This is a genomic window from Chitinophaga horti (genome assembly GCF_022867795.2).
Taxonomy (GTDB): Bacteria; Bacteroidota; Bacteroidia; order Chitinophagales; family Chitinophagaceae; genus Chitinophaga; species Chitinophaga horti.
In genome coordinates this window covers 4481926-4506143 of the sequence record NZ_CP107006.1, presented here as the reverse complement: position 1 = coordinate 4506143, position 24218 = coordinate 4481926, and the positions used below count along the sequence as shown (strand labels likewise).

Annotated in this window: 19 protein-coding genes; 9 read left to right on the top strand and 10 right to left on the bottom strand. The window is 50.2% G+C overall.

Annotation, left to right across the window (positions count from 1 at the left end; genetic code table 11):
• Nucleotides 1-37 precede the first annotated feature (37 nt).
• A complete protein-coding gene (locus MKQ68_RS18075) occupies nucleotides 38-2632 on the bottom strand; it encodes a zinc-dependent metalloprotease (protein WP_264280334.1) in 2595 nt (864 codons plus the stop codon).
• 696 nt (nucleotides 2633-3328) lie between these two features.
• Between MKQ68_RS18075 and MKQ68_RS18070 the strand changes: the two genes are divergently transcribed.
• The 6 genes from MKQ68_RS18070 (at nucleotide 3329) to MKQ68_RS18045 (ending at nucleotide 10042) form a co-directional block, all read left to right on the top strand.
• Nucleotides 3329-4183: a MotA/TolQ/ExbB proton channel family protein gene (locus MKQ68_RS18070; protein ID WP_264280333.1), complete on the top strand. Its 855-nt coding sequence runs from the start codon at nucleotides 3329-3331 to the stop codon at nucleotides 4181-4183.
• Nucleotides 4184-4256: 73 nt separating this feature from the next.
• The gene (locus MKQ68_RS18065; RefSeq protein ID WP_244842146.1) at nucleotides 4257-4913 is read left to right on the top strand and encodes an ExbD/TolR family protein; all 657 of its coding nucleotides are present in this window, start codon (nucleotides 4257-4259) and stop codon (nucleotides 4911-4913) included.
• A 58-nt stretch (nucleotides 4914-4971) separates the two neighbouring features.
• Entirely contained in the window at nucleotides 4972-5562 is a 591-nt protein-coding gene (locus MKQ68_RS18060) for an ExbD/TolR family protein (RefSeq protein ID WP_244842145.1), read from the top strand.
• A 36-nt stretch (nucleotides 5563-5598) separates the two neighbouring features.
• Entirely contained in the window at nucleotides 5599-6438 is an 840-nt protein-coding gene (locus MKQ68_RS18055) for an energy transducer TonB (RefSeq protein WP_244842144.1), read from the top strand.
• A gap of 88 nt (nucleotides 6439-6526) precedes the next feature.
• A complete protein-coding gene (locus tag MKQ68_RS18050) occupies nucleotides 6527-7570 on the top strand; it encodes a helix-turn-helix domain-containing protein (protein WP_264280332.1) in 1044 nt (347 codons plus the stop codon).
• Between the two features lie 111 nt (nucleotides 7571-7681).
• Nucleotides 7682-10042, top strand: a complete 2361-nt coding sequence (locus tag MKQ68_RS18045; RefSeq protein ID WP_264280331.1) for an outer membrane beta-barrel protein — start codon at nucleotides 7682-7684, stop codon at nucleotides 10040-10042.
• Nucleotides 10043-10244: 202 nt separating this feature from the next.
• On the opposite strand, the gene MKQ68_RS18040 is transcribed toward MKQ68_RS18045, so the two are convergent.
• Together MKQ68_RS18040 and MKQ68_RS18035 are read right to left on the bottom strand one after the other, a co-directional pair.
• A complete protein-coding gene (locus tag MKQ68_RS18040) occupies nucleotides 10245-13403 on the bottom strand; it encodes a TonB-dependent receptor (RefSeq protein ID WP_264280330.1) in 3159 nt (1052 codons plus the stop codon).
• A gap of 70 nt (nucleotides 13404-13473) precedes the next feature.
• Nucleotides 13474-14466 (bottom strand): glycoside hydrolase family 43 protein, encoded by a 993-nt coding sequence (locus MKQ68_RS18035; protein ID WP_264280329.1) that lies wholly within the window; start codon nucleotides 14464-14466, stop codon nucleotides 13474-13476.
• 319 nt (nucleotides 14467-14785) lie between these two features.
• Between MKQ68_RS18035 and MKQ68_RS18030 the strand changes: the two genes are divergently transcribed.
• Both MKQ68_RS18030 and MKQ68_RS18025 read left to right on the top strand, forming a co-directional pair.
• A complete protein-coding gene (locus tag MKQ68_RS18030) occupies nucleotides 14786-15316 on the top strand; it encodes a DUF4142 domain-containing protein (RefSeq protein ID WP_244842131.1) in 531 nt (176 codons plus the stop codon).
• A gap of 40 nt (nucleotides 15317-15356) precedes the next feature.
• Nucleotides 15357-15593 carry a hypothetical protein gene (locus MKQ68_RS18025; RefSeq protein ID WP_244842129.1) on the top strand — a complete coding sequence of 79 codons (237 nt, stop codon included), beginning with the start codon at nucleotides 15357-15359 and terminating at the stop codon, nucleotides 15591-15593.
• Between the two features lie 4 nt (nucleotides 15594-15597).
• Here MKQ68_RS18025 and MKQ68_RS18020 read toward each other — a convergent pair whose 3' ends face one another.
• From MKQ68_RS18020 to MKQ68_RS18005, 4 genes are read right to left on the bottom strand one after another with little or no spacing between them, the layout of a single operon-like run.
• A complete protein-coding gene (locus MKQ68_RS18020; RefSeq protein ID WP_264280328.1) occupies nucleotides 15598-16326 on the bottom strand; it encodes a YggS family pyridoxal phosphate-dependent enzyme in 729 nt (242 codons plus the stop codon).
• Entirely contained in the window at nucleotides 16317-16580 is a 264-nt protein-coding gene (locus MKQ68_RS18015; protein WP_264280327.1) for a DUF2024 family protein, read from the bottom strand. The genes MKQ68_RS18020 and MKQ68_RS18015 overlap by 10 nt, the downstream gene beginning before the upstream one ends.
• 60 nt (nucleotides 16581-16640) lie before the next feature.
• On the bottom strand, nucleotides 16641-17414 hold the full coding sequence (locus tag MKQ68_RS18010) for a hypothetical protein (protein ID WP_264280326.1): 774 nt from the start codon (nucleotides 17412-17414) through the stop codon (nucleotides 16641-16643).
• A 17-nt stretch (nucleotides 17415-17431) separates the two neighbouring features.
• Entirely contained in the window at nucleotides 17432-18268 is an 837-nt protein-coding gene (locus tag MKQ68_RS18005) for an alpha/beta fold hydrolase (RefSeq protein WP_264280325.1), read from the bottom strand.
• A gap of 133 nt (nucleotides 18269-18401) precedes the next feature.
• Here MKQ68_RS18005 and MKQ68_RS18000 point away from each other — a divergent pair, with 133 nt between their 5' ends.
• Nucleotides 18402-20102 carry a hypothetical protein gene (locus MKQ68_RS18000; RefSeq protein WP_264280324.1) on the top strand — a complete coding sequence of 567 codons (1701 nt, stop codon included), beginning with the start codon at nucleotides 18402-18404 and terminating at the stop codon, nucleotides 20100-20102.
• A gap of 70 nt (nucleotides 20103-20172) precedes the next feature.
• Here the strand turns inward: MKQ68_RS18000 and MKQ68_RS17995 are convergent, their stop codons facing one another.
• The 3 genes from MKQ68_RS17995 to MKQ68_RS17985 all read right to left on the bottom strand — a co-directional run bounded on the left by MKQ68_RS17995 (nucleotide 20173) and on the right by MKQ68_RS17985 (nucleotide 24211).
• Entirely contained in the window at nucleotides 20173-20892 is a 720-nt protein-coding gene (locus MKQ68_RS17995) for a head GIN domain-containing protein (protein WP_264280323.1), read from the bottom strand.
• Nucleotides 20893-21184: 292 nt separating this feature from the next.
• A complete protein-coding gene (locus tag MKQ68_RS17990) occupies nucleotides 21185-22720 on the bottom strand; it encodes a TlpA family protein disulfide reductase (RefSeq protein WP_264280322.1) in 1536 nt (511 codons plus the stop codon).
• Nucleotides 22721-22789: 69 nt separating this feature from the next.
• A complete protein-coding gene (locus MKQ68_RS17985; protein WP_264280321.1) occupies nucleotides 22790-24211 on the bottom strand; it encodes a TolC family protein in 1422 nt (473 codons plus the stop codon).
• Nucleotides 24212-24218 lie beyond the last annotated feature (7 nt).

Below are 24218 nucleotides of genomic sequence, written 5' to 3'. Positions count from 1 at the left end.
GCGACCGGGGATTTTCGTATAAGTTAGCCGAACGATCTTATTTAGGATCGAGGGTGTTGTTGATTCTTTCCACCAGGTCCTGGATGTGGTAGCGGCTCATAGCATCGGCATTGCCGGCGCCAGCACGCAGTTCATTACGCAGGGAAACAAGGTGAGCGCGGGTTACGCTGGCAACGTCGCTTTTTGCAGCGTTAGCCGGAGCAGGACCGCCCATCATCATCGAAAGCGGGTTGCTGCTTGCCGCAGGCGCTGGCTTAATGATAGAGATCGCAGATTCCACGTAAGCCTTTTGCAGGTTACGACGGAATACGTCGATCTTTTGACCGGCAGCTACTTCTTTAAAGATGCCACGTTTCAGGTCGGACAGGTACTCGTCAACCGGGTAGGCTTTGGCGCCGTAGTTAGCCTGTGCGTTTACCAGTTTAGTGAGTGTATTGGTGCCCATAATCCTGTTCAGGATCAGCTCCTGCCTTTGCAGGATAATGCTGGTCGCATTACCGTTAGTGCGGCTCAGGATGTCTGTATTGATCAGCCATTTTGGTGTGGTGAACAATTGCGCCTGCAGGAAGGCTACTGCCTCTTTCTGCGTAGCTTTCGGTACGATTTCGTACACGGCACCTTCCTGGTCGGAAGTTTTAGGTGTTTCGTAGATGCCACCGATGTTTTTAGCCGCATGGCCCATGTAGCGGTAGAACTGGCCTACTACTTCGCCGTATACTTCATTCAGATCCGCATAACCTTCTGTTGGCGTTTTAGTCCAGGTAATAAGGTTAGGGATGATGCGCTGCAGGTTTTTGATACCGTATGCACCCGCTTTCATCGCGTTGTCGCCCAGGTCTTCGTTCTGGGAGCGTGGATCATCGGGATTGCTTTCTGTACCGAACCAATATTTTTTATCCTTCATCCTGTTGATTACCCACTGGTTCAGGATAGGCGTTTCTTCGTCTGCAGATTTAGCGCCGGGTACATTTTTGTAACCCCACTCGATTGCCCATTTATCATAAAAGTTGATGCGTGGGTACAGGTCGGAGCCGGTCATACCGTCGCCAGGCTGTGCTACGTAGTTAAAGCGGGCGTAGTCCATGATAGAAGGAGCGTGGCCATTGGCTTTCACCCATTCTTTATCACGCAGTTTCTCTACCGGGAAGGCCGAGCTGGAACCGAAGTTGTGACGCAGGCCCAGCGTGTGACCCACCTCGTGGCTGGATACAAAGCGAATCAGGTCGCCCATCAGTTCATCGTCGAACTGCATAGTACGTGCGCGGGGATCGTTTGGAGCACATTGTACGAGGTACCAGTTGCGCAGCAGGTGCATTACGTTGTGGTACCAGTTGATGTGCGTTTCGATGATTTCGCCGGAGCGGGGATCGTGTACGTGCGGGCCGCTGGCGTTAGGAATATCGGAAGGTTTGTAAACGATCGCAGAGTAGCGTGCGTCTTCGAGGCTCCAGGTAGAATCTTCTGCACGGGTAGGGGCCATTTTAGCCACGATCGCGTTTTTGAAGCCAGCCTGTTCGAAAGCACCCTGCCAGTCGTTTACACCCAGGATCAGGTATTTGCGCCATTTAACAGGCGTAGCCGGATCGATGTAGTACACGATTTGTTTTTTAGGCTCCACGAGTTCGCCTTTCAGCCATTTCTCGCGGTCTTCGTCCTTAGGCTCGAGGCGCCAGCGGGTAATCATGCCGATTTTTTTAACGCCTTGCTGGTTCGCGTCGAAGTCGGTGTAACCTGTAGCGAAGTAACCTACGCGCGGATCGAAGTAACGGGGCTGCATAGGCTTAGCAGGCAGCAGTACGATAGAGCTGTTCAGTTCCACCGTAGCGTTGCCGCCACCACCTGGAGAAGGCATGCCGGGCATTTGACCGCCACCGCCGGATTTGCTGTACGTTTTCACCGTTCTGATCTCGGTATTCATCGGGTACGATTTTACGTCCACGATATAAGATTTGTCGGGCTGTGCACCACCGAGGCGGAGCGACGATTTGGTACGACTGTCGAAGAACAGGATGTCGTTATCGCCGGCGATGTACTCGGTTAGGTCGATTACGCTACCGTTGTTACCTTTTGAAAAGGCTTTGATATCGAAAGAAGCAACGATTGGCTGCAGGTTAGAGTTCATTACCGCGTTGTACATCGGCATAGAAGTATCCTTAGACCTTTCGGAGAAAGAGATGTTTTTGAGGAAGATCCTGTTGTTAGGGCCTTTCTCGAAGCGGATCACGTTTTCGTTGATCTGGTCGCCTGCATAACCGCTCATGCCTGCGCGCATGTCGGCAGAGGCTTTGGTGATCCTGTTCACTACGAGGATGTCGCGGCCGAGGAGCGCGTCAGGGATTTCGAACATGAAACGGTCGTCCTGTTTGTAGATATTGAACAAACCGGAGTCGGCTACCGCTTTAGCGGTAACGAAGTCGCTGAACTTTTTAGGAGCGGCTTTAGGAGGAGCGCCGGCATTGCCGGGGCCGGTCATGGGTCTGGCGGTAGTGTCCCTGCGCGGGGCCGATTGGGCCGGTGCCTGGCTTGGTTGATCTTTTTTCTTTTTGCGTTGTGCGTCGGCATTCGCGGTAAATATGCAGGTAGCGCATATAATACCGGTTACGGCCTTCACAAATTTGCCCTGTAAATGCATGTGTAAAATGGTATTAATGATTGTTTGATTTACTGATAGTTGATGGAATAGGCATAGCACAATTATAATGGTTGGGCGAAAGCCGGATGCAAATAACGGGATAAAGCGTTAACTTATCGGGAAATTCCATAAACGTATCAAAACGGGTTAAGAATGGAAAAAAAGGGCGGCGGAGTTTATGGAAAATGGTTGTATAAGCAACTATATATAAGTGCAGAGGTAAAAACCGGGCAAAGGACCGGGTGAAAAAAGGTCAAAATGACATTTTTAAGGATGAGTGGGGTACGTGAGGCGGTAGATAAAATGTATACTTTGCAGGCGGGACGGGCGATTAGGAGGAAAAACAAGGAAAATTGGGAAAAACAAAATTTCTGTTGGAACATTTAAGATTTTTCTTAAATTGTGCGTCCAACTTTGAAAATTATCAATCGATTCCTACGTCATGGAAATTGATGGGTACCCGAAGGAGGGCAGGTTACCGTATATATTGTATTAATACTAAGTGTTGCTCATAAAAATTGTGTAAGTGAATGAAATGCCCTGCTGGCGGGGCTTTCGACGGTGAGTTAAATTTTGGGAGATTTTTTGGGCTGCACTTGTTTTTTTAGGGTAACCGTATAACTTTGCGAATCACTGATTTTTAATTAATTACTAACAAACAAACAGTTTAATTTTTAACACTAAAATTCAATCAACATGGCTGAGACTAAAACAACTGTGACTGCAGCTACTGCGAAAACATCCTCTCATCAACCTAAGAAGTCTTCTAACCTGTTTGCCGTGTTGGCTGTGCCGATCTGCATTGTGATAGGTGCTTGTTTTTATTCTTTCGTGTTGGGTAATGGTGCGAACTTTGAAGGTGGCGATCCGAACAACCACCCGGTATCAGAAGGTATTGGTAAATGGTTTGGTACTATCCACAAAGGTGGTATCGTAGTACCTGTTCTGATTTCCGTACTGCTGATCTGCGTTACATTCGTTATCGAGCGTTTCCTGTATCTGTCTAAAGCGAAAGGTAAATTCAGCGGCGCTGAGCTGGTAAGAAAAGTTCAGTACCACCTGGCTAACAAAAACGTTGACGCAGCTTTGGCTGAGTGTGACAAGCAGAAAGGTTCTGTAGGTAACGTACTGAAAGCTGGTCTGAAAAAGTACAAAGAAATGATCACCAACACTGAGTTGGATACTGATCAGAAAATCCTGAACATTAAGAACGAAATCGAAGAAACTACTTCCCTGGAACTGCCAATGATGGAGAAAAACCTCGTGTTCCTGTCTACTATCGCATCAGTAGCAACCCTGTTGGGTCTGTTCGGTACGGTACTTGGTATGATCAAGGCGTTCTCTGCGATGTCTAACTCAGGTGCTCCTGATTCTTCTGCACTGGCATTGGGTATCTCTGAGGCCCTGATCAACACTGCACTGGGTATCGGTACTTCTGCGATCGCGATCATCATGTATAACTACTTTACTACCAATATCGATAGCATCACTTATGCTATTGACGAGTCTGGCTTTACTTTAACTCAGAGCTTTGCAGCTAACCACAAATAATTTTTTAGGAAATTTTGTGTGGAATCTGTGCGGTTTTGAATCTATATTAAAGTAACCAACAAAAAGGAGTAACATGCCAAAAATTAAAATGCCGAGGAAGAGCACCGCTATTGACATGACAGCGATGTGTGATGTGGCCTTCCTGCTTTTGACGTTTTTCATGCTGGCTACCAAGTTTAAGCCGGATGAGCCGGTGGTGGTGGTAACTCCGTCATCTATCAACAACTCGTTGTTGCCTGATTCTGATGTGATCCTGGTCACAGTGGATAAAGACGGCAGAGTGTTTTTCAGCATGGACGGCCAGCCGAAAAGGCAAAAGCTGATCTCAGATCTGAACGAAAGCTATAAACTGGGTCTTTCACCTAACGATATCGCGAACTTTACACTTGGTTCCAGCTTTGGTGCTGAGTTGAAAGATCTCAAGAAGGTGTTGGAAATGGGTCCTGACGAGCGCAAATCTTTCCAGAAGGGTATTCCTATCGACTCTGCCAACAACGAACTCGGTGTTTGGCTGGAGTATGGCAGAACCGCCCAGGCGACGATCGGCGTAAAGGCTGGCGCACTTAAATACTGTATTAAGGCCGATAACCAAACGCCTTACCCGGTAATTAAGAAAGTGCTGGATACCTTTAAGGACAAAAAGATCCAGAAGCTGAACCTGGTAACTAACCTGGAAGCGGCGCCGGTAGGTTCTGCTGCAGCATTGTACCAGAAAGAGAACGCTAAATAATAACTGGTTAACCGGGACGGGTTAACGGTCATTTACAAAACCAAAAAACGAAGTTACCATGGCTGAAATGGATACCAGCAGTAGTGGCGGTAAGAAAGGGAAACACGGCGGAACGAAATCGAAGAAGCTCTCTACCCGTGTGGACATGACTCCGATGGTGGATTTGGGATTTCTCCTGATCACCTTCTTCATGCTCACCACCACTATGGCGAAGCCAAAAACAATGGACCTGGTAATGCCCAAGGATACAGAGAATGAGGAGGAAAAGAACAAGGTAAAAGAAAGTACCGCCCTCACCATTCTGCTTGGCAAAAAGAACCAGGTGTATTACTACGAAGGTCTTGCACAAGACCCGAACGCATCTGCAAATCCTGACTTTTTTAAGGCGACCTCTTTTGCAAACAAAGGTGGTATCCGCGATGTGATCATCAACAAAAGAGACCAGGTAGCGCAACTGCGTAACGCCAAAGGGCAACCGGAGGACGTAGTAGTAATGATCAAGGCCGATGACGGTGCGACTTATCAAAATTTCGTGGATATCATCGATGAAATGGCGATCAACCGCATTCAGAAATACGCAACCGTGGAAATCACTGACCAGGATAAAACCTGGATCAAATCTACCGAGAGCGCAAACGGCATTAACTAATCAGCAATTTATTTTGCATCCATAAATTAACAAGCAATGGATTCAGCTAAGATCTTAAAGTCCGACTTTCTTGATATCCTCTTCGAACAGAGGAACAAGGAATACGGTGCATACGACCTGAGAAGGCAGTATGAAAAGCGCGTGCGGAATTCCATCATTGGAACCGCGTCGATGGCTTTGTTGATTTTCGGCAGCTACCTGATCTATAGTAATCTGAACGCAGCCGATCCCAACGAAAGCAAAAAGCCGAAGGTTGAGGAGATTAAGCTGGAGGACCTGGATATCCCACCTGAGGATCCAAAAACACCTCCGCCACCTCCACCTCCTCCCGCACCACCACCACCCGTAAAACCTACGGTGCAGTTTACTCCTCCTGTAATTAAAAAGGATGAGGAAGTGCGTGCAGAGGAAGAACCACCAAAAATGGAAGAAATCAAAGACAAAGCCGTAAGCACTAAAACTGTTGAAGGTGATGTTAATGGTGTAGATCCGGGATTGTTAAGCGACAGTAAAGGTACTGGTGTAGTAGAAGCTCCACCTCCTCCTCCGAAAGAAGAGATCTTTACCTTCGTAGAGCAACCACCGACCTTCCCAGGTGGTGAAGAAGCCCTTAACAAGTACCTCAGCAAAAACATCCGCTACCCTCACGTGGCTACTGAAAATGGTATCTCCGGTACCGTATTCGTAACCTTCGTAGTGGATTCTGAAGGTAACATCAAGGACGTTAAAACTGTAGGTGCCGCAAAAGGTGGCGGCCTGGAAGAAGAAGCTATTCGTGTAGTACGTGGTATGCCTAAATGGAAACCAGGTAAACAGAACGGCCGCCAGGTATCTGTACAGTTTAACCTGCCGATCCGCTTTACTTTGCAAGAGTAGTACACGCTTAAAGAGATATAAAACCTCACCGCTTAACAACGGTGAGGTTTTTTTTTGCTTATATTTCGGTAGTAAAACCCGTCATCCTTTGAACCTCGGCCAGCAAACACTCTTTCTTATCAGCGGCATCGGTGCCGTTAACGCCATCGCCGCAGGCACCTACCTGCTTTTTTCCTGGAAGAAAAAGGGTGGTCTGCCAGCCATTTTCCTCGGTTTGTTACTGCTTGCATTTGGCATTCGGGTAGCCAAGTCGGTGTTCCTGTTTTTTAATCCCCAGCTTTGCCGGCTGTACCTGCAAATCGGTCTTTCCGCTTGTTTCTTCATCGGCCCGGCACTCTATCATTTCTTTTGCGCGACGTTCAGTAATATCACCCGCATGCCTGCTTCCTGGAAGTGGAGCTGGGGTTTGCAGCTGGCGGCTGTTGTGGTTACGGGCATCATTTTCCCTTACAGAGCAACACCCGATATATGGAACCAATACCTGGTATGGATCATTTACGGGCAGTGGGCATTATACGTAGCTGCTACGATGGTGTTGGTAGCGATACACCGGCAGCGGCTGCATTGGGGCACAGGCCCAGGCAGGTTTTTGCTGGTGCTGTTCGCCAGCAGTGTCCTGGTGTTTACGGCGTACATGTTAAGCCTGCTGAGGGTAGCACCTGGTTTTTACATTATTTCTCCCTTGTCGTTTTCGGTATTGTTTTATGTAACACTAGCCTTTTCGCGCCACCGGTTCGCGGTAACGTCGGTCGCTAAAGCGGAAAAGAAGAAGATCGGTGATCCTGACGCACAACGCTGGTTGCAGCAGCTGGAACGCGTGATGGGGGAGCAGCAATTGTATAAAGACCCCGCGCTGAGCCTGGCCACGCTGGCAGCACGGATCAATATATCGGCCCACCAGTTGTCGCAGTTGTTGAATGATAATTTGGGTAAAAGCTTCGCTACTTATACGAACGAGTATAGGGTACGGGAGGCGTGCCGGCTGATCGCGACTAACGACCGGCTGACATTCGAGGCCATTGGGTACGAAGTGGGTTATAATTCGAAGTCGACGTTTTATGCGGCGTTTAAGAAGGTGACGGATACGACGCCTGCGTTGTATAAGGAGTCGAGCGTGGTGGGTAGGAGGTAAATCAATCTTTGCGTTCGTTCGGACAGCCCGGTTTTATAATTCCGGACGCCCGGTTTCGCCTAAACCGGACGGCAGGTGGGCCCTTCACAACTAGGTTTGTGAGCAAAAAGCATGATGCGTTTTTTATGGGCTCTCAGCATGGGCATTATCGTTTGCAGCACCCTTAGCGGACAGTCGGTCAACGGCAGGGTAACCGACGCCGTTTCCGGACAACAGCTTGGATTTGTTACCGTCAACGTTTTACAGGACTCCCTTCTTAAAGCCGGCACCGTTACCGATACGGCCGGTCACTTCATCTTCAAATCGCTTCCGCCCGGAAAGTATACGCTCGTATTTTCTTCGCTAGGCTACCAGTCGCTGCGACACATTTTTTTTATGACGAATGCAGACATCGACCTGGGTGAATTACGTTTACCGCCCGACGCAGCCTTGCTTTCCGGCGTTACCGTAGCAGGAGAGAAGCCTCCCTTTCAACGTGCCGGCGACCGGCTGATCGTGCAGGTAACAGGCAATACTTTTTTTGCCACGGCCACCAATGCGATCGACATTCTACGTAAACTACCCGGCCTCGAAGTAGCCGGCGACGGCACCATGCGTTTGCCCGGCGGTGCGGCCCCAGCGGTTTTCATTAATGGCCGCGTTGCGCAGATGAGCCCCGAAGAACTGCTGAACTACCTGAATGCCCTGCCGCCGCAGCAGATCGCCTCCATCGAATTTATCGCCAATCCATCCGGACGGTACGATGGCGAATACAAAGGCATCATCGACATACACCTGAAGCGTGACGAGGCGGACGGCTGGCAGGGTAATGCAGGCGTCACGCTGCAACGCAACCGTTATACCGTCAGTGATCAAAATGTGTCGCTGCGTTTTCGCAGGCAGGCGTTTACGTTTGCGACCAGCGTATACTATACGACAGGCAGCCGTTTCCGCACCTACAATGCTTTACAGCGGCTGGCCAACCAGGACGTGATGGCTACACGCACGCGCATCCCCACCGGGAACAACAACCTGAGCGTACAACTGGGAGCAGCGTACCGTCCGGCTAAAGGCCAGCAACTCGAAGTATTACTTCGTTCTTCGGGCATCCGTCAATATACGCCCAGCTACAACACCTTACACACCACCGACCCCAAGCAGGAAAGCCTGAAGTGGAGCAACTATACGCACAACCTCGCCTGGCCGCGACAACAAAGTTATACCGGCGAGTTGTGGTATGCCGGTCAGTGGCAACAAACCCGCCTGGAAGCGACTGCATCATGGCTCAGGGTGAACAGCCGGCAGCGGGAAGACATCCAGACTTTCGACGCCGCCAATGACGCGCTGCTCGACTACTGGAAAACGCGTCTGCAAAACAATCTTGATCTGCGCCTCTTGCAGCTGGACGCATCTCGCAAAACCGAAACCGGCGCCTGGCGGGCTGGTGTGAAGTTCGCTTTCAACACCACCCGTAATAACCTGCGCTACGATACCCTTCATCAGAACGGCCCGTTTGTGCCCGATAGCGCCCGTTCCAGCGCCTTTCGCTATCACGAATACATTATGGCGGCATACCTGCTGTATGAGCACGCAAAAGGCCCCTGGCAATACAGCCTTAACCTGCGGCTGGAGTTTACGGACAGTCGCGCCTACGACGTACGCCGCCGATACCTGTCCTGGCTGCCGGCCGCCAGCGTTACCTATAAGTTTGGGGAAGCGCATCAGCTGAACGCTAACTTCAGCCGCCGCCTCACCAGGCCCACGTTCGCCTTCCTGAATCCTTTCCGCTTTTATTTTAGTCCGCAGAACTATTGGGTGGGTAACCCTTACCTGCAGCCTTCCATCACGAGCACGTTCAGCCTGGCGTACACCCGTCGGGCGCTAACGGTTACGGCAGTAATGGGCCGCGAGGACGATGCGATGATCCGCTACCCGGAATACGACAGCGCCACGAACATGCTCGCTTACCTCGGCCGCAATGTGCCTTACCACGAATTTGCATCGCTGGAGGTAAGCTGGTCGCATAAGGCAAGTAACTGGTGGCGGATGCAATATGTTGTACGTGGCAACTATCGTAAAGAGCAGATGCCTTATCATGGCGTGACGTATGCCGTTCCGGTGAAGGATGTGGTGATTTCGGGCAGCCAGGTCTTTACGCTGCCAGCGAACATCACGCTTGATCTTACCGGCTACTTTCGATCGATCAACGGTAACAGCCTGTACGTGATACACGCCGCCGGCTACCTTGACGTGGGCTTACAACGCAACTGGTTAAAGGGAAAGTTAAGCAGCAAACTGAATTTTTACGACCTGTTCGATACGCAGGTGCAGTCGCTCGTGTTCAGGGAAAAACAAATCATTGACAACCGCCTGCGGCATTGGTTCGGGTATAGGCGGGCAGCGCTCACTTTGCAATATTCATTCGGTAAGAACCTGCAACAGGGCAGGCAGCGCGGGCGTAACGAGGAAGAGAATCGGGCAGGGGTGAATTGACGTGGCGAAAAAAATCGCGCAGCAATAAACAAGAGCGATACGAAGAAGATGTCGCACCAGCAAACCAGGGCGCCACGAAGATGAAAATGAGGTAGTGACTAACACGCAGCAAATACGCAACGGGTGTCACACAGCGTTAGGCAAAAAAAAGGTGCACCGGGAACGATGCACCACTTTTTTTGCTATGATTCTGAGAAAGAGATTAGAAGCTGTATTTCAGCCCCAGCTGCACCTGGTAAGGATCGCCGGAAGGTGTTACGAGGCCGGAGTTGTTTACGTTGTAGTTATAACGAACATTGGTCGCGTCAAAGCCCTGGCCGGGTTGCAGACCGTATAGTGCGGTGTTGCCCCAGTTTTTGGTGGCGCCCCATGTTTTGTTCAGCACGTTGGCTACGTTAAATACATCCGCAGAAACTTCGATCGCATGTGATTTCACGCGGGTGAGCTTCAGCTTGTAAGCAAGACGAAGATCAAACACGCCGTAGAAACCATTTACACCACCATTCCTTTCAGCGATACCACCAACAGATTTCGTGATATAATCTTTCAGGCTCTGGCTGGCGTTCGGATTGTCCAGCAGTTTTTGCAGCGCGGTAGCCAGTGCTGCGGGTGTGGCAGTGCTCTTAGGATCGAATACGTAAGCCAGGTCATTGGTGCCTACGAAGTCGCCGTTGGTGTTAGCGCCAGACAGCAGACTGTAACGGGTGCCGCCGATGCCGGAGTAACGGATGCCCATGCTGAAACCAGCAATGGTCGGAGAGGTACCGAAGAACACTATTTTGTGACGGAACTGGTTATCAGAATAAGTGATGTTGCTCACATCTCTCGGGTCATCTTTTACCGGGAGTGACAGCGTAGAAGTATTTGCTACGTTACCGTTGAAAGAGATATTGTCTTTGGTATCGTTCCAGGTGTAGCTCAAAGTTACTTCACCATCTTTCCAGTAGTTGTAGGTACCATCGAGTACTACCGCGAACTGGTTTACTTTACCATCGCTGTTCAGTTCCAGTACGCGACCCAGTTCGGTGCTGATGCGGCCACGCTGCCAGTCGGCCGCGCCGTTCGCAGGCATGCTTTCCAACGGAACGAATACACCGCGATTACCTTCGTTAGGCAATGTGAACAGTGGTGTTTTGGACATGTTGCGGTCAACGTACAGGTAGTTGTTCCTGCCCAAAGTCATAAAGCCGGTCACGCCTACTTTCAGGCGTTCTGTAAGGAAGCGGGTATAAGAGATGTTACTCTTGATCACCATCGGGATCTTTACATCTTTACCGTTCATATTGATAGTCGGTACCTGGAAGGCATCCAGGGTTGGCGCGTTGCCACCTTTGCGGTAAGCATCGAAATCAGCCGCCGGTACGTTCGGGTTTCTTACGTCTACAGTCGCGAGGTGTTTGCCATCAAATACCAGGTTGTTGATCACCATGTAGTTATTGATGTCGGATGCAAATACACCAGCACCTGCGCGGAAGTAATCGGTATGATTTTCATTCACGTCCCAGGTAAACTGGATACGCGGCTGTGCGATGAAAGAGCGCAGTTTGTTGTCGGTGCGCAGTCCCAGCTCGTCATACACCAGTTGGTTAAACGGAGCAGAAGGATACTGTGCATAATCGAAACGCAGACCGGCAGTCATTTCCAGGCCCTTCGCCAGTTTGGTTTGCATTTGTCCGTACAGGCCGATATTGAAGATGTTGGATACGACGCTGTTGTCTTCATTCAAAGGCACTTCGCGGTAGTAGCGGTAAGGGGTGTTGTTGATGAAGTTCTGCAAACCATCATAATGGAAACGGCCGTTCACTTCACTGCCGTACACAGAACGTGCGTGGGTGTACATGAAGTCAACACCATAGGTGTAACGGATCGCATCGGTATTGTAATACAGGTTGTTCACGAGCTGGAACACGTGGTTCTTAAACCATTCCTGCGCAAAACGGTGGCCACCCAGCTGAATGTTGGTCGTACGGTTAGCGCCGTTGATAGAGGACGCCACACGCTCCACGATCGCCCTCGGGATGTTGCCGGATGGCAGTTCGTCGCCGGGCTCGCTGCTCTGGCGGGTATACAGGTGCTGAATTTTCAGTTCGTTCGTGAGCCTTGAGTTGATGGAAGAACGCAGGCTCGCCATCAGGCTGTTGTCAAAGTTGAAGTCATTACCAGTCGACTCGTACAGGTTGATGGCGGTGTTATCTACCAGGCCCAGTTTGTTTTTGTCATTGGTCATGTTGTCGCGGATGGTCAGCAGGTTGTTTTTGTTCAGCTGCCAGTCCAGGCGAAGAAACGCTGCATCGGATGCGCGTTTTTTATCGAAGGCGCCGTATTGTGTGTTGTTGGATACGCCGTATTGGTTACGGGCGATGCCTACGGTAGAATCCAGGATCTGTTTGGTGATGCCGAGCCTGGCTTCGTCTGCTGCAGAACGGATGTCGGCGATAATGAGCGAGCGCATGTCCTGCTGGTGGTCCCAGGCGAGGAAGAAGTGCAGTTTGTCTTTGATGATGGGTCCACCCAAAGTGAAACCATATTGATAAGTAGAATAATCGTTGTTACGCTTGTTACCACGAATGTCGTAAGGACTGGCCAGGTAATCTGCACGACCGAAACCGAATACAGAACCGGAGAGCGTGTTGGTACCCGATTTGGTTACCGCACTTACCGTGCCGCCACCGCTGCGGCCATACGTTACATCATACTGATTCGTCACTACTTTAAACTCCCTTACCGCTTCGATGGAAATGCTGTAAGGCGCACCGCTACGGCTGGTGGTAGCACCGGCAGAAGTAGGGTTTTTAGCATTCATACCATCGATGGTGTAGTTGGTAGAAGAGCCCAGCTGGCCGGAGATGTTACCGCCGCGGCTGAGTGGGGACAGGTCCATGAGGTTGGCGAAGTTCCTGCCGTTTACGGGCATCTTGGTCATCAGTTTAGAGTTGATGGCCGTAGCTGCACCGAGGTTTTCGATTTTACCACGGGTTTTGCTGGCGTTGCCGGTAACGGTCACCTCGCTGATGTCGCGGGTGCTGTTGCTTAACTCGAAGTTGACGGTGACTACATCGCCCTGGTTAAGCGTGAAGCCCGGTTTCTTCTGCTCACCGAAGCCAACGAATGTAACGAGCAGGTGATAAGGGCCACCGAGGGGAAGCTCCTTAAACACGAAGTCGCCTTTCGCATTGGTAACAGTAGACGAGGTAAAGCCGGTTGATTCATTTTTAACGAGCACACTGGCATTGGCTAATGGCTTGCGTTCTTTGTCGGTTACTTTCCCGGTGAAGGACGCCTGGGTGGTTTGCGACCAGGCCTTTCCGGAGATAATGGTTACTAAAATGAGGCTGAGGAAGAGGCGTAAAGCTTTGGGCATACTTTTTTTGCCAAAGCTATTGGTCCAGTGTTGCGCGAATGTTACGACGGTATTGTGAAAACATTAACATTTAAGGCTGATAACGTTTGCCGACGATCAGTTTGTCGCCCGAATCATCTACCTCGAACAGATGCGGGATGCGTATCGTGCGGCCATTCACATCTTTATGGCTGTGCAGGGACATCAGCAGTTTGCCTTCAAACGTGCGGAACATCATGCCATGGCCGAAGTTGGGCGGTGTGATGGGCTGCGCTTCCTGTATCCACGGACCGTTGAGCGTGCCGCTTTTCGAATATACCACGCCCTGCGTATACACATCGAATATCCAGCTGGTCCATAACATACCGAGTTTGCCGGTTTTCGTGTAAAAGAGCCAGGGGCCGTCGGTTACCTTGTTCGGAATGACCTTACCTTCTGCATTCCGTTCTTTGCTCCAGGGAGATTCGCTGGCTTTGAAGAGTAACACGCCGTCGCCTACGGAGCCGCTGAGGTCGGGCTTCAGTTCGATTTTTTCGATGGTGCCGTCCCAGTTCTGCAGCCATTCATAGCAGTACACCATGTAAGGTTTGCCATTGGTATCCACCCAAAAAGTACCGTCGAGTGTAGGCTTATCAGCCGGCAGGTAAGTGGGATCGGCCATGGGAACGTATGGCCCGTCTGGTTTATCACTCACCAGTATATGCGAAGCGCGGCGTTCGATGGGCGTGCCTTTCACGGTATCGATAAATACTTTGCGGTTGGTGAACGTAGCGAAGTAGTAGTACTTGTTTTTATACTGATGGATCTCTGCCGCCCATATCATCGGGTTATTGCCCATCCAGGAAGTGGTGTCGGGCTGTGTGATATGGAATGGGCCGGTCCACTTTTTTAGGTCTTTACTTTTCCAGAGCATGCCGCCGGTCCCGGTCATATAATACGTCGCCGTTTTTTTATCCGCCAGGATGAACGGATCGCTGAGGCGGATAGAATCGAGCGGAATATCTTTTCTTACCACCGGTGTACGGTACTGTGCATTGGCGGCAAAAAATGGTAATACAAGGAGTAGGATCAGTATCTTTTTCATAACAGTCTGTTGAATAGCAGTAAGCTCATCTACCTAAAAATAGCCTTATTTGTCTTAATGACAATTAATTTTTACAGGGACGGTGCTGCTCATCCCAGTAGCGGCACTTTCAACCATGAGCTCCACGCAACGGCGAAGCGTTTCCCCACCGTTTTGTGGCTGTTTAAGCAAGCCTTAATGCCATCTCTTCCTGTGGATGTACGTGCAGCAGGTTAATACGGAGCACCAGCGGATACAGCAGCAGATACGGCGCATGGCGTTTGTGAACGTTTGAACAGGCACGTGTTGCCGAGGATTCAATCTAAAAGATATCTGTTGTATGAAAAGAAGACATGCATTTTTGATGGCTTGCCTGGTGGCGCTGCCGATGGTATTTGCAGCCTGTAGCGATGACGACGATGCAACCCCGGAAACGCTGGCAGCACGTGACCGCGCATTTATGGTGGAGGCATCGTACGGAAACTGGAATGAGGTAGATATGGGCCGGCTGGCCGATTCTGTTTCCACGAACGACTCGGTGAATGCCTTTGCACAAGGGATGATCCGCGATCACTCCACCGCGCAGTCGGACCTGGTAAATGTAGGTAACCGCTGGTCGCTTACACTGCCTAACACGCCCGACTCGTTACACATTGCAATGAAGCAGGCGATGAGAACATTAACCGGTACTACCTTTGATACTGCTTATCTGAGCGGGCAGATTGTAGACCATATGAAGGCTGTTGCGCTCTACCAGATGGCGGTGGACAGCAGCGTATCGCCGAGTGTGAAGGCTTACGCCGCCAAGTATCTGCCTGGTATAAAAATGCACCTCCAGCATGTGCAGCGCCTGAGAACGCAGTTCCCGTAAAGCAACGTTTTATTTCATCATTCACATAAAAACAATTCTTATGGCAGCATTAAACGCAGGGCACGAAGAAGGTAAAGTGGCCAAAATGATTGAAGATCAAACCGCTAAACTCCCGTCAGATACTTTTCTGTGGGCAGCGATTGGCGCAATGGGATTATCTGTTACCATGCATTGCCTGGGCAAACGGCACTCCGGGCTCTTTTTCGGACAATGGGCCGCGCCGTTCCTGTTATTCGGCATCTATAACAAATTAGTAAAACAAGAAGGACACGACTAAGTGGTTACTCTTTCCAATAGTAACTATCGGGATATAACCGCTTGCCGAAAACAGCGGTGCCTACACGTACCATCGTAGCGCCTTCGCTGATGGCCGTTTCCAGGTCGCCGCTCATGCCCATACACAATTCACGGGCGTCGGCAGGTAGTATGCCCGCATCCATGGCGTGTTGACTGATTTGCCGTAGCAAACGAAAAGAGGGCCTGATACGTTCCGGATCTGCATCAAACAGTCCGATCGTCATCAGGCCTTTTATGTTTAGCGTATCGTAACGGGCGGCAGCTTCGAGTAACGTCAACGCCTCGTCGGGATGAATACCGAATTTGCTCGCTTCAAATGAAGTGTTGATCTGTATCATGATGTCTACCGACCGGCCCTCCGATTGCAGCCGCGCATCCAGCTTCTGCACGAGATCGAGGCGGTCGACTGATTGTATACAGCTTACATACTTCAATACGTCTTTGATCTTATTGGTTTGCAGGTGACCGATAAAATGCCTGTCCACACCCGTCTCCCTTAATTCCGCGTCCTTTTCCTTTAACTCCTGCACTTTATTCTCGCCGATCAGGTTGGCGCCGGCCGCGAGTGCCACTTTAATATTTTCTGCAGATACTGTTTTTGTTGCCAGCAGCAACTTTACTGCATCCGTTTCCCGTCCGGCCTTTTGGCAGGCAGATGCGATGCGTTGCTGCACGAACGCCAGGTTATCTTTGATCACGTTCATCAGTTGCATCCCTGCATTTCGATGATGGAATAGCCCTGCCTTTCGATGTCGGATACTACTTCCGCAGTCGCTTCTTCTATATGGCAGAAGCGGCATTCTTTGGTGGACATGGGCTGGCCTTCCTGCTCTTTTTGTTGCAGGTAACTGCGGCCATAGGCATACACCTGGTCTTCGTTCTTCATCGTGTCGGGCACGAGTATGTCGAAGTGCATGACGGTGCCATCTTTTTTCGGAACATACGTATCGTAAACTGCTACTTTCATTGCGTTTAAGTTTGATAGCGGAAGCGCATACGTGGTACACGCTTCCGGCTAAGTTAAGGATTACCGTTGTTTCACCTGGTAGGGCAGGGAAAGGTTTTTAGACAACACGCTGTACACCTTGTACACGCCGAGCATCGGCATTTTGCCGCCCGTCATATGTTCGCCGCCTTCCCCGGTGGCCAGTTGCATGTAGGCACCTACGGCATCGTATTTAAAGTCGGTTTTAAACCTTACGCGGTAGTCCGGCACAACTACCCGAATGGCCTTACCTTCTGTTACGATGTGGAAGCCGGGAGAGTCCATGTACATCGGCATACCCGGGTTGGTTTTAGGCAGCGTTAACGATTTTTCGCCTGCGGGAAATTCCTTTACGGACAGGCCGCCGGGTACACGTTTATCTTCTACCAACACCACCCAATGCGGGTGCCAGATGATCTTATCATTCGCGTAGTCGCCGTCGCCATCTTCATCCCAGAGTGGCGTGTCGTCAAAATCGGCGTGCGCAGTAAGTGCCAGTGCAACGATCCCTTCGGTTTTGCTAAAGCCAATATCTTCTGAGGACAGAGTAGTGGGAAATACATAGCCATCTACCGGCGCGCCATTCATTTTGCCGGCGGGTTTGGATACACTGCGGCCTGCCTGTCCCTGCACGATGATCTCAAATTCCAGCTGTCCCCACTTTTTGTTGTGGTACACACTGGCGCCAGTAATTTTGTAATCTGTTTCATTGATGTCGCTGTTCTTAAACTTCTGACAAGAGTCGCAGTCGTTTGCGGCAATAGCGGTCATGCCGGGCAACAGCGCCCAGCAAAGGAGAGTCAATACCCTTTTCATGGTAATCTTATTTTATGTTATTGAATGGTGTTGGCGAGGAATGTGTGGATGTAGCTGGTGGCCATTTCGGGGTGCTGGTGTTGCGGGCCGTGGCCTGCGCGGGGGAAAACCACTGTTTGCAGGGTCGGCATCTTCCGGTTAAGGTCGAACCAGTTTTCTGGTGGGAAACATACTTCGTGGTCGCCGGACAGTACAAGGATCGGGATGGTTGTTTCCATAAGTTTCTGCCTGGCGTTGATCGCGTCTTTCGTAAAGTCTTCCGACCCGCTGCCATAGTATTGCCAGTGTTCCGGCTTTACTCTTACATCTTTTTCTGTCCTGGCGGCAATGCGATCGTGGCTCTCTTTTGCGGCCTGGCGGCTGCTTTCGGAGATGGGTTCGAAGAAGAGGATCATTTCATCTTCCACTGTGTAGTTTTCGATGTAAGCAGTCTTAAGAAAGATTTCTTCCATGGCGTGATTCACCTGGCCGGGAGGTTTGGTGCCTATCAGGATCAGTTGCTTCACACGTGCCGGGTAATTCACAGCCACCACTTGTGCGATAAATCCGCCGAAAGACCAGCCCCCGAGAACAAAGCGATCGATGGCGAGATAATCGGCCAGGTCGATAACGTCCTGCGAAAAGGTTTTCATGTCTGTATTAAGCGGGCCGGTAGACGATGCCATGCCGCTATAGTTGAAGATGATCACCTGGTAATTTTCTGCGAGGAGATCGAGGAATAAGGGATCCCAATCGTCGAGGTTGCCGCGGAAGCGCTGGCAGAGAATGATAGGGTCGCCTTCGCCGATGATGCGGTAGGTGAGGCCTTTACCGTTGATGTTTGCCACCTTGGTGGCCGCGTTAATGCTATACATGATTGTGTGGTTTTAGCGGTTCATGCAAATGTTGTATAAAAGCGGCCGCCGGGCAATGGAGAATCAGTGGCAGTATTTGTAGATATCAGTGTGCCTTTTTTTAGGATATTTGCAGCACTTTCAAACGATCCCTATGCAATTAAAACATTTGTTAGCCGGTTTATGCTGCCTGTTGGTACTATGCACCGCCCATGCACAAGACAACCCGCCTGCGTATATCCGAAGCGCAGCATTCGACGAACCTGAATCCGGCTCCGGCAGGTTATTAATGATGAGTAACGGCAATACGCTTTTCTTTCACTTTACTGAAAAGAAAGGGATAGACGTAACCGTGTACGACGAAAAACACCGCGTGAAAACGAAGATGAACAACCGCGTATCCTCCTGGAAACAAAAGAAAATGCGCAGGGCGCAGATGAAAGGTTTCTATGAGATCAACGGCGAAGCGGTGGTATTTATGATGTACGTGAAAAGCCGGAAGCCCGTGCTTTATCGTTTACATTTCGATGCTAAAACCGGCCGTAAAACGAAGGAGCTGGCTGTCGCTGACCTGCCACGTATCGGCTTAGGCATGGGTTACGGCATGGCCTTCGGCGGGTTAAGTATTCCCGATTTTACCATCAGTAAAGATCCCAGGTCGGGGTATTATGCTATAGGACTTTTCAACTCCTTATCGTCCGACCGCAACGCGCGCATCGAAGTGAGGCATTTTAGCCCGGAACACAAAATGATTAACCGTGCATACTACGGATCTCCCAAAGGGAAATACAAATACCTGCAGCTGCTGGATATGCACGTGGATAAAGACCAGTTCGTGTTTCTCGGCGGTTATGCTTATAATACCAAAGCCAGTGGCGGTGAGGATTCCCGCATCCTGCTCGGCAGCCTGTCTAAAGGCGAAAAAGAATTTGAGACTAAGGTGCTCGACTATACAGATGATTACAAAAGAGTGCGCACTGCCATCCGCCAGCGGCAGGAAGATGGTTTGCTGTACTTCCTGACTGCCGTAGACGCCGAAAGTGTAGGCCGCAAACCTTTGATGGATAAGGGTAAGAAAACAACCGGTTATGCGCTGGAGATGCACATCATCGACCCGGCCAGCCTGGATGTGAAAAAACATTACTTCCTCGAACACCCGCAGCTCACCAAGTATGCCGCCGATCGTCTCAAGCTGAAGCGCCAGTACTTCGGCGTTATCCAGGACTTCAGGCTGAACCGCGATAGTACGATCACGTATATGTTCGAAGAGCTGGATAATTACACAACGACATCGGTATCTACCACCACGACCAACGGCCGCACGAGTACGTCCACGCGCTCACGTTACTTTACGGACCTGGGCGCGATAGGCGTGATGAATGCCAATCTCGATGGAAAGGAGTTGCGCGGTTACGCGATCGCTAAGAATCAAACCGTAGAAACAACCCTGGATATGTTTGAAGTGAACACGCGCCGCCTGTCCAACTGGAACTTCAGGGCAAAGGCAGGGTTTAAGAATATATCTGGTTTTTACTCGTACGATTACCTGCTGGCGAATGGCCGCGATTATGTGATTTACAACGACTATCCGAAGAATACGGATGCAGCATCAGAAACGTCGAAAAGTAAGAAGACGGTGCGGTATATCAGCGATGCGAATACTATATACGCTTACTTCGATGGCAAGTCTATGGTGAAGTCTTATTTATTCGGAGAACCTAAAAACAAGAGTGAAAGCCGCTTTTGCCAGCTGGAAATGAATACCTGGTCGGAGGATGAGAAGACACTTGCGACCATGATGATCGAAAAGCGGGGGAGGGATAAGAAAGCGTACATCGTGTGGATGAACTTCTAAATATCAAAAGGCCGGTCCATTACAGACCGGCTTTTTTTTGTGGTTTATCAATTATCAGTCATAAACAAGTTTAGATCTTTTTCACCGAGCCCGAGCCGGATACTTCAGAGTCGATCGCTGGAGTGCCTTTGTAAAATACTGAGCCGCTGCCTGCAATTTTCACCTTCAGTTCGTCGGTTGCATCGCTGCGGATATTACCGGCGCCGGTGATGCTGGCCGTTACTTTTTTAACCGTTACATCGATCATGTTGATATTGCCACTGCCGGAGGTCGTAAGCCTGCCGGAAGCCGCCTGTCCCGCCAACACCTCAATGTCGCCCGAGCCGGAGATATAAGCATCCAGGCTGGCCGTCATGGTGGCACTCAGCAAACGGATCTTCGAAGCACCGGTTGTTTTCAGCGACAGGTCTGTACCCGTCAACGCGTTGCTGGAAGTGATTTCGCCGGCACCGTTGATCGTTAACTTGTTAAACATAGGCGCGCTCACCTTGATCACGATCTTTTCGTGGTCGCCGATGTTCTTGTTGTCTTTGAATTTGATGCGCAGTTCCTTCGCCTGAACGGAAGAAGTGATCACGTCAAGAATGTTGTTTTGCGCTTCAATGGTAAGCTTGTAAGTGGGGTCCTGGGTAACTACCACTTCGGCCGGCACGCTTACCGTTAAAGCGGTAAAATCAGTCGCCGTGCGCGTTTCTGTTTTAGTTGGGCCATCGCCGTTGATTTCTTTTCTGCAGGAAGTTCCAAAGGCTGTCATCGCACAAAGGCACAGGAGCATTAATCGCATTTTCATCATGTGTGTGTTTTAAAAGGGGGTATAACTGTCGTTGTAGTTGGCTCGTCAGATAGCGCGTCTTGCACCATCGTTATGGGGTCAATTGTTTCCGTTGCATGCAAAGGTGCTTGCTATTTGCATCAAATGTGTGGTTGCCAGGCCGAACTGTGGTAAATATTGATTGAACTGGTAAATTTCGGGGTTGAGTCGTTTCAGCTGTTTTTCAGCCGTTTCATAAAGGCATCGCGGTAAGTGCGGCCCATAGGTATTTGTACGGACCCGATCTTTACCTCGTGGGGCCGCGCGCTTTCTACATGCAGCATGGATACGATAAACGATTTGTGTACCCGGCAGACTCCCTATCCAGCAACGACGATATCATCCATTCCAACGTGCGGTGGTTGTTATGCCCGATCGTGAAATTGGAGAATATGATGTTGCCTTCCTTGTCTAATACAAAATTGCTGGGCATACCCACCGCGCCGAAGTGTTCTTTCGCAAATTCGGCCGTGCCACGCAACGGTGTAAAGGAATATTTACTATTGGTCATAAAAGTCTGCACATAGTTATCCTGCGCAGGATATACATTCACGCCAATATAGGCTACCTCCTCTTTATTATACTTGTTCATCACCGCCTGAAAGTGCGGGAACTCTGCCCGGCACGGACTGCAGTCCGGGTACCAGAACGTAAGCAGTACTACTTTTCCTTTGAGGTCTTGTAAACGAAGCGAAGCGTTGCTGCTGTAAAGTCCTAATTCAAACGGATAAGCCGCCCTGGCGGAGGCATACCTTAAAGCATTCATCTCCTTATCGATGGCAGCTTTGTTTTTCCCGAGTCTATGACCATAACGGACTAACGCATCGTATAGTTCGTCGGTCGGTATTTTTGCGAACTTAACGGCAATGCTGTCGTAGGCTGCTTTTACATCACCCGCCTTATCTAATAACGCCGCCCGTTTCAACGGCAAAAAATCTCCCGTAAAACTATATTTCGGAAGTTTTACCTGGTCTAGTTCCGCCACGGCTTCCCGGTAACGGTGCTGCTGTTCCAGTGTCTTCACCTTTACCAGCGCTGATGCGGCAAGTTGCCTCGATTGCCAGGTATCATTTTCATTAAGTTCCGCTATCAGTTTTAATACCTTTTCCGGATCCGTTTGCAGGTAGGTGTCCAGCAGCTCCGTGGTACCTGATTCTGACATGCTGTATTTCGAAGGTGGAAAAGTCGTACGAAGTAATTCCAGGTATTTGATACGGTCGCTTTTATCTGCGGTGTGGGCCATCCAGTATAATAAGGTGGCGCCCATTCTATGACCGGGAAAGCATTGCATATAATCGAATACCTTCTGCGGATAGTCTTTTTCACCGCTCTCCCTGAATTGCAACAGATATGCGCCGACATGAGTGGCGTTGGAAGTATCTGCCAGCATGGCCCGTTTCATATATTCCTGCGATAAAGAATCGTTCCCGCTCCGGGTCGCATCGTCAGAAAGCATGTTTAGTATCCGCGTATTTTTCGGCGCAAGTTCGGCGGCTTTTAGCAGGTAGGACCTGGATTCGGGCATAGCAGCGCCATGAAAAGCCAAACCGAGTGCATAAGGGATGTTCAGGTGGGAAGGATATTCCTTCATCCATTGCTGGTACTGCGGTTCCAGCAGGGGATTGTCCAGGCCGAGCGCATATATGTAAGTGGTATGCGCTTTCAGGTTATCCATATTCGAAGTCACCGCCTCCCGGGCTTTTGCAATTTCTTCCGCAGGGGCAGGGCCTTTGCGGACGGGCGTTTGGGCTGACAGGGACAGGGTCATCAGCATAACCAATACAGGTAGGTAGAGATAGCGGGTCATGAACAATTATTTAACGTGAAATTGGTCACTCAATATAAGGTTCTTTATCGTTATTTTTCTATTCGCTATCTACAACCTTGTCCCTGCCCTATAATACAACTCCGCCAGCGCCTTCTGGTATCCCGAAATCATCTCTTCCCGCTTGATCTTCATGTCGATTAGCTTCGATTCACGGCTATTGATCAGGAATAGGGTACTTTCTCCCAACTCGAACTTGGTCGTTTCGCCGTTCAGCAGCATTTGCTGGTTCTCGATGCTGCTCACCTGTACCGACAACTGTCGGGTATAGGCGTCCAGGTGGTTGTAGCTGGCCAATACCGAGTTGCGTATTTCGCGGTTAGATTGTTGCAGGTCGTACTGTACTTCCTGCTGTTTCAGTTTTACTTCCTTTAGTTTACCCCGTTCTGCCCGCAGGAAGATCGGGAGGGCAAATTCAACCCCCACTTTATAGTTTTGCCAGCTGAGGTCATAATAAGAAGGCACAACGCCGCCAAAGTCACGACGGGTGGTGAGTAACGAGCCGCCAACGTTCAGTTTCGGTTTCAGCATTTCTGCCCGATACGCGCGTTCGATCGCCAGCTGCTCGCCTTTGGTGCGCAGCTTTACCAGGTCGGGGTGACTTTCGCCTGCGAACTGCAGCAGCGTATCCAACACCTGTTGGGAAGGTCTGGCCATCAGTTGCGGCGTAGGTTGCGGTTTGGCGTTTTCCGGCAGCTCCAGCGGCTGCTGGTTGTTGCCCCACAAATGATTCGAGAGCACCAATCGTGCATTCAGCAATTCCATCTTCATTTTATCGAACTGGATCATCCTGTCCTGCACGGTGATGGCTGCTTCTACGGAATCGATAGCGGCTTTGTCGCCCAGCAACGTTTGCTGGCTGATGGCTTTAAAACGGGTTTGTGCCAGATCAACCCCCTCGCTGATCAACTGGAACTGATGGTATGCAAAGTACCAGTTCCAGTAGTCCTTCACAATGTTGTACCACATGCCGTTGATCTGCTTCACGCGTTCGGCCTCCGCATAATTCACCATCACTTTCGCCTGCCTTAACGTGCTGCGGCGTGAGTCGATCAGTAATCCCTGCCCAAGCGGGATGCTCAGTCCAATACCCGACAGCCCTACAGAGGGGGTTTGTTTTTCGGGGTTGATGTAATCGCCCGTACCGCGGTCATGCCCGATCTTTAAGTCGGCGCCCGCAAGCCATAGCGGCACTTTCAATTCACTCGTCCAGCGATTGAAATAATCGGTGTTGCCGAATACCTTTTGATCGAAACCTGCTTTCACCGCCGGGTCAAAGTAACCGAGTGCCTGCATCACATCGGCTCTGGCCGATTCGCTGAGCAGGGCTGCCTGTTTCACCACCGGGTGGTGGCTGAACACGATTTCCTGCAAGTCACGTAGTAAAAAGAAATCGGATGTATCTGCCGCCGGCTGTGCATAAGTAGTACGCAAGCCGGTGAGGCATATCAATAATAATATGAGTCGTTTCATTGTCGTC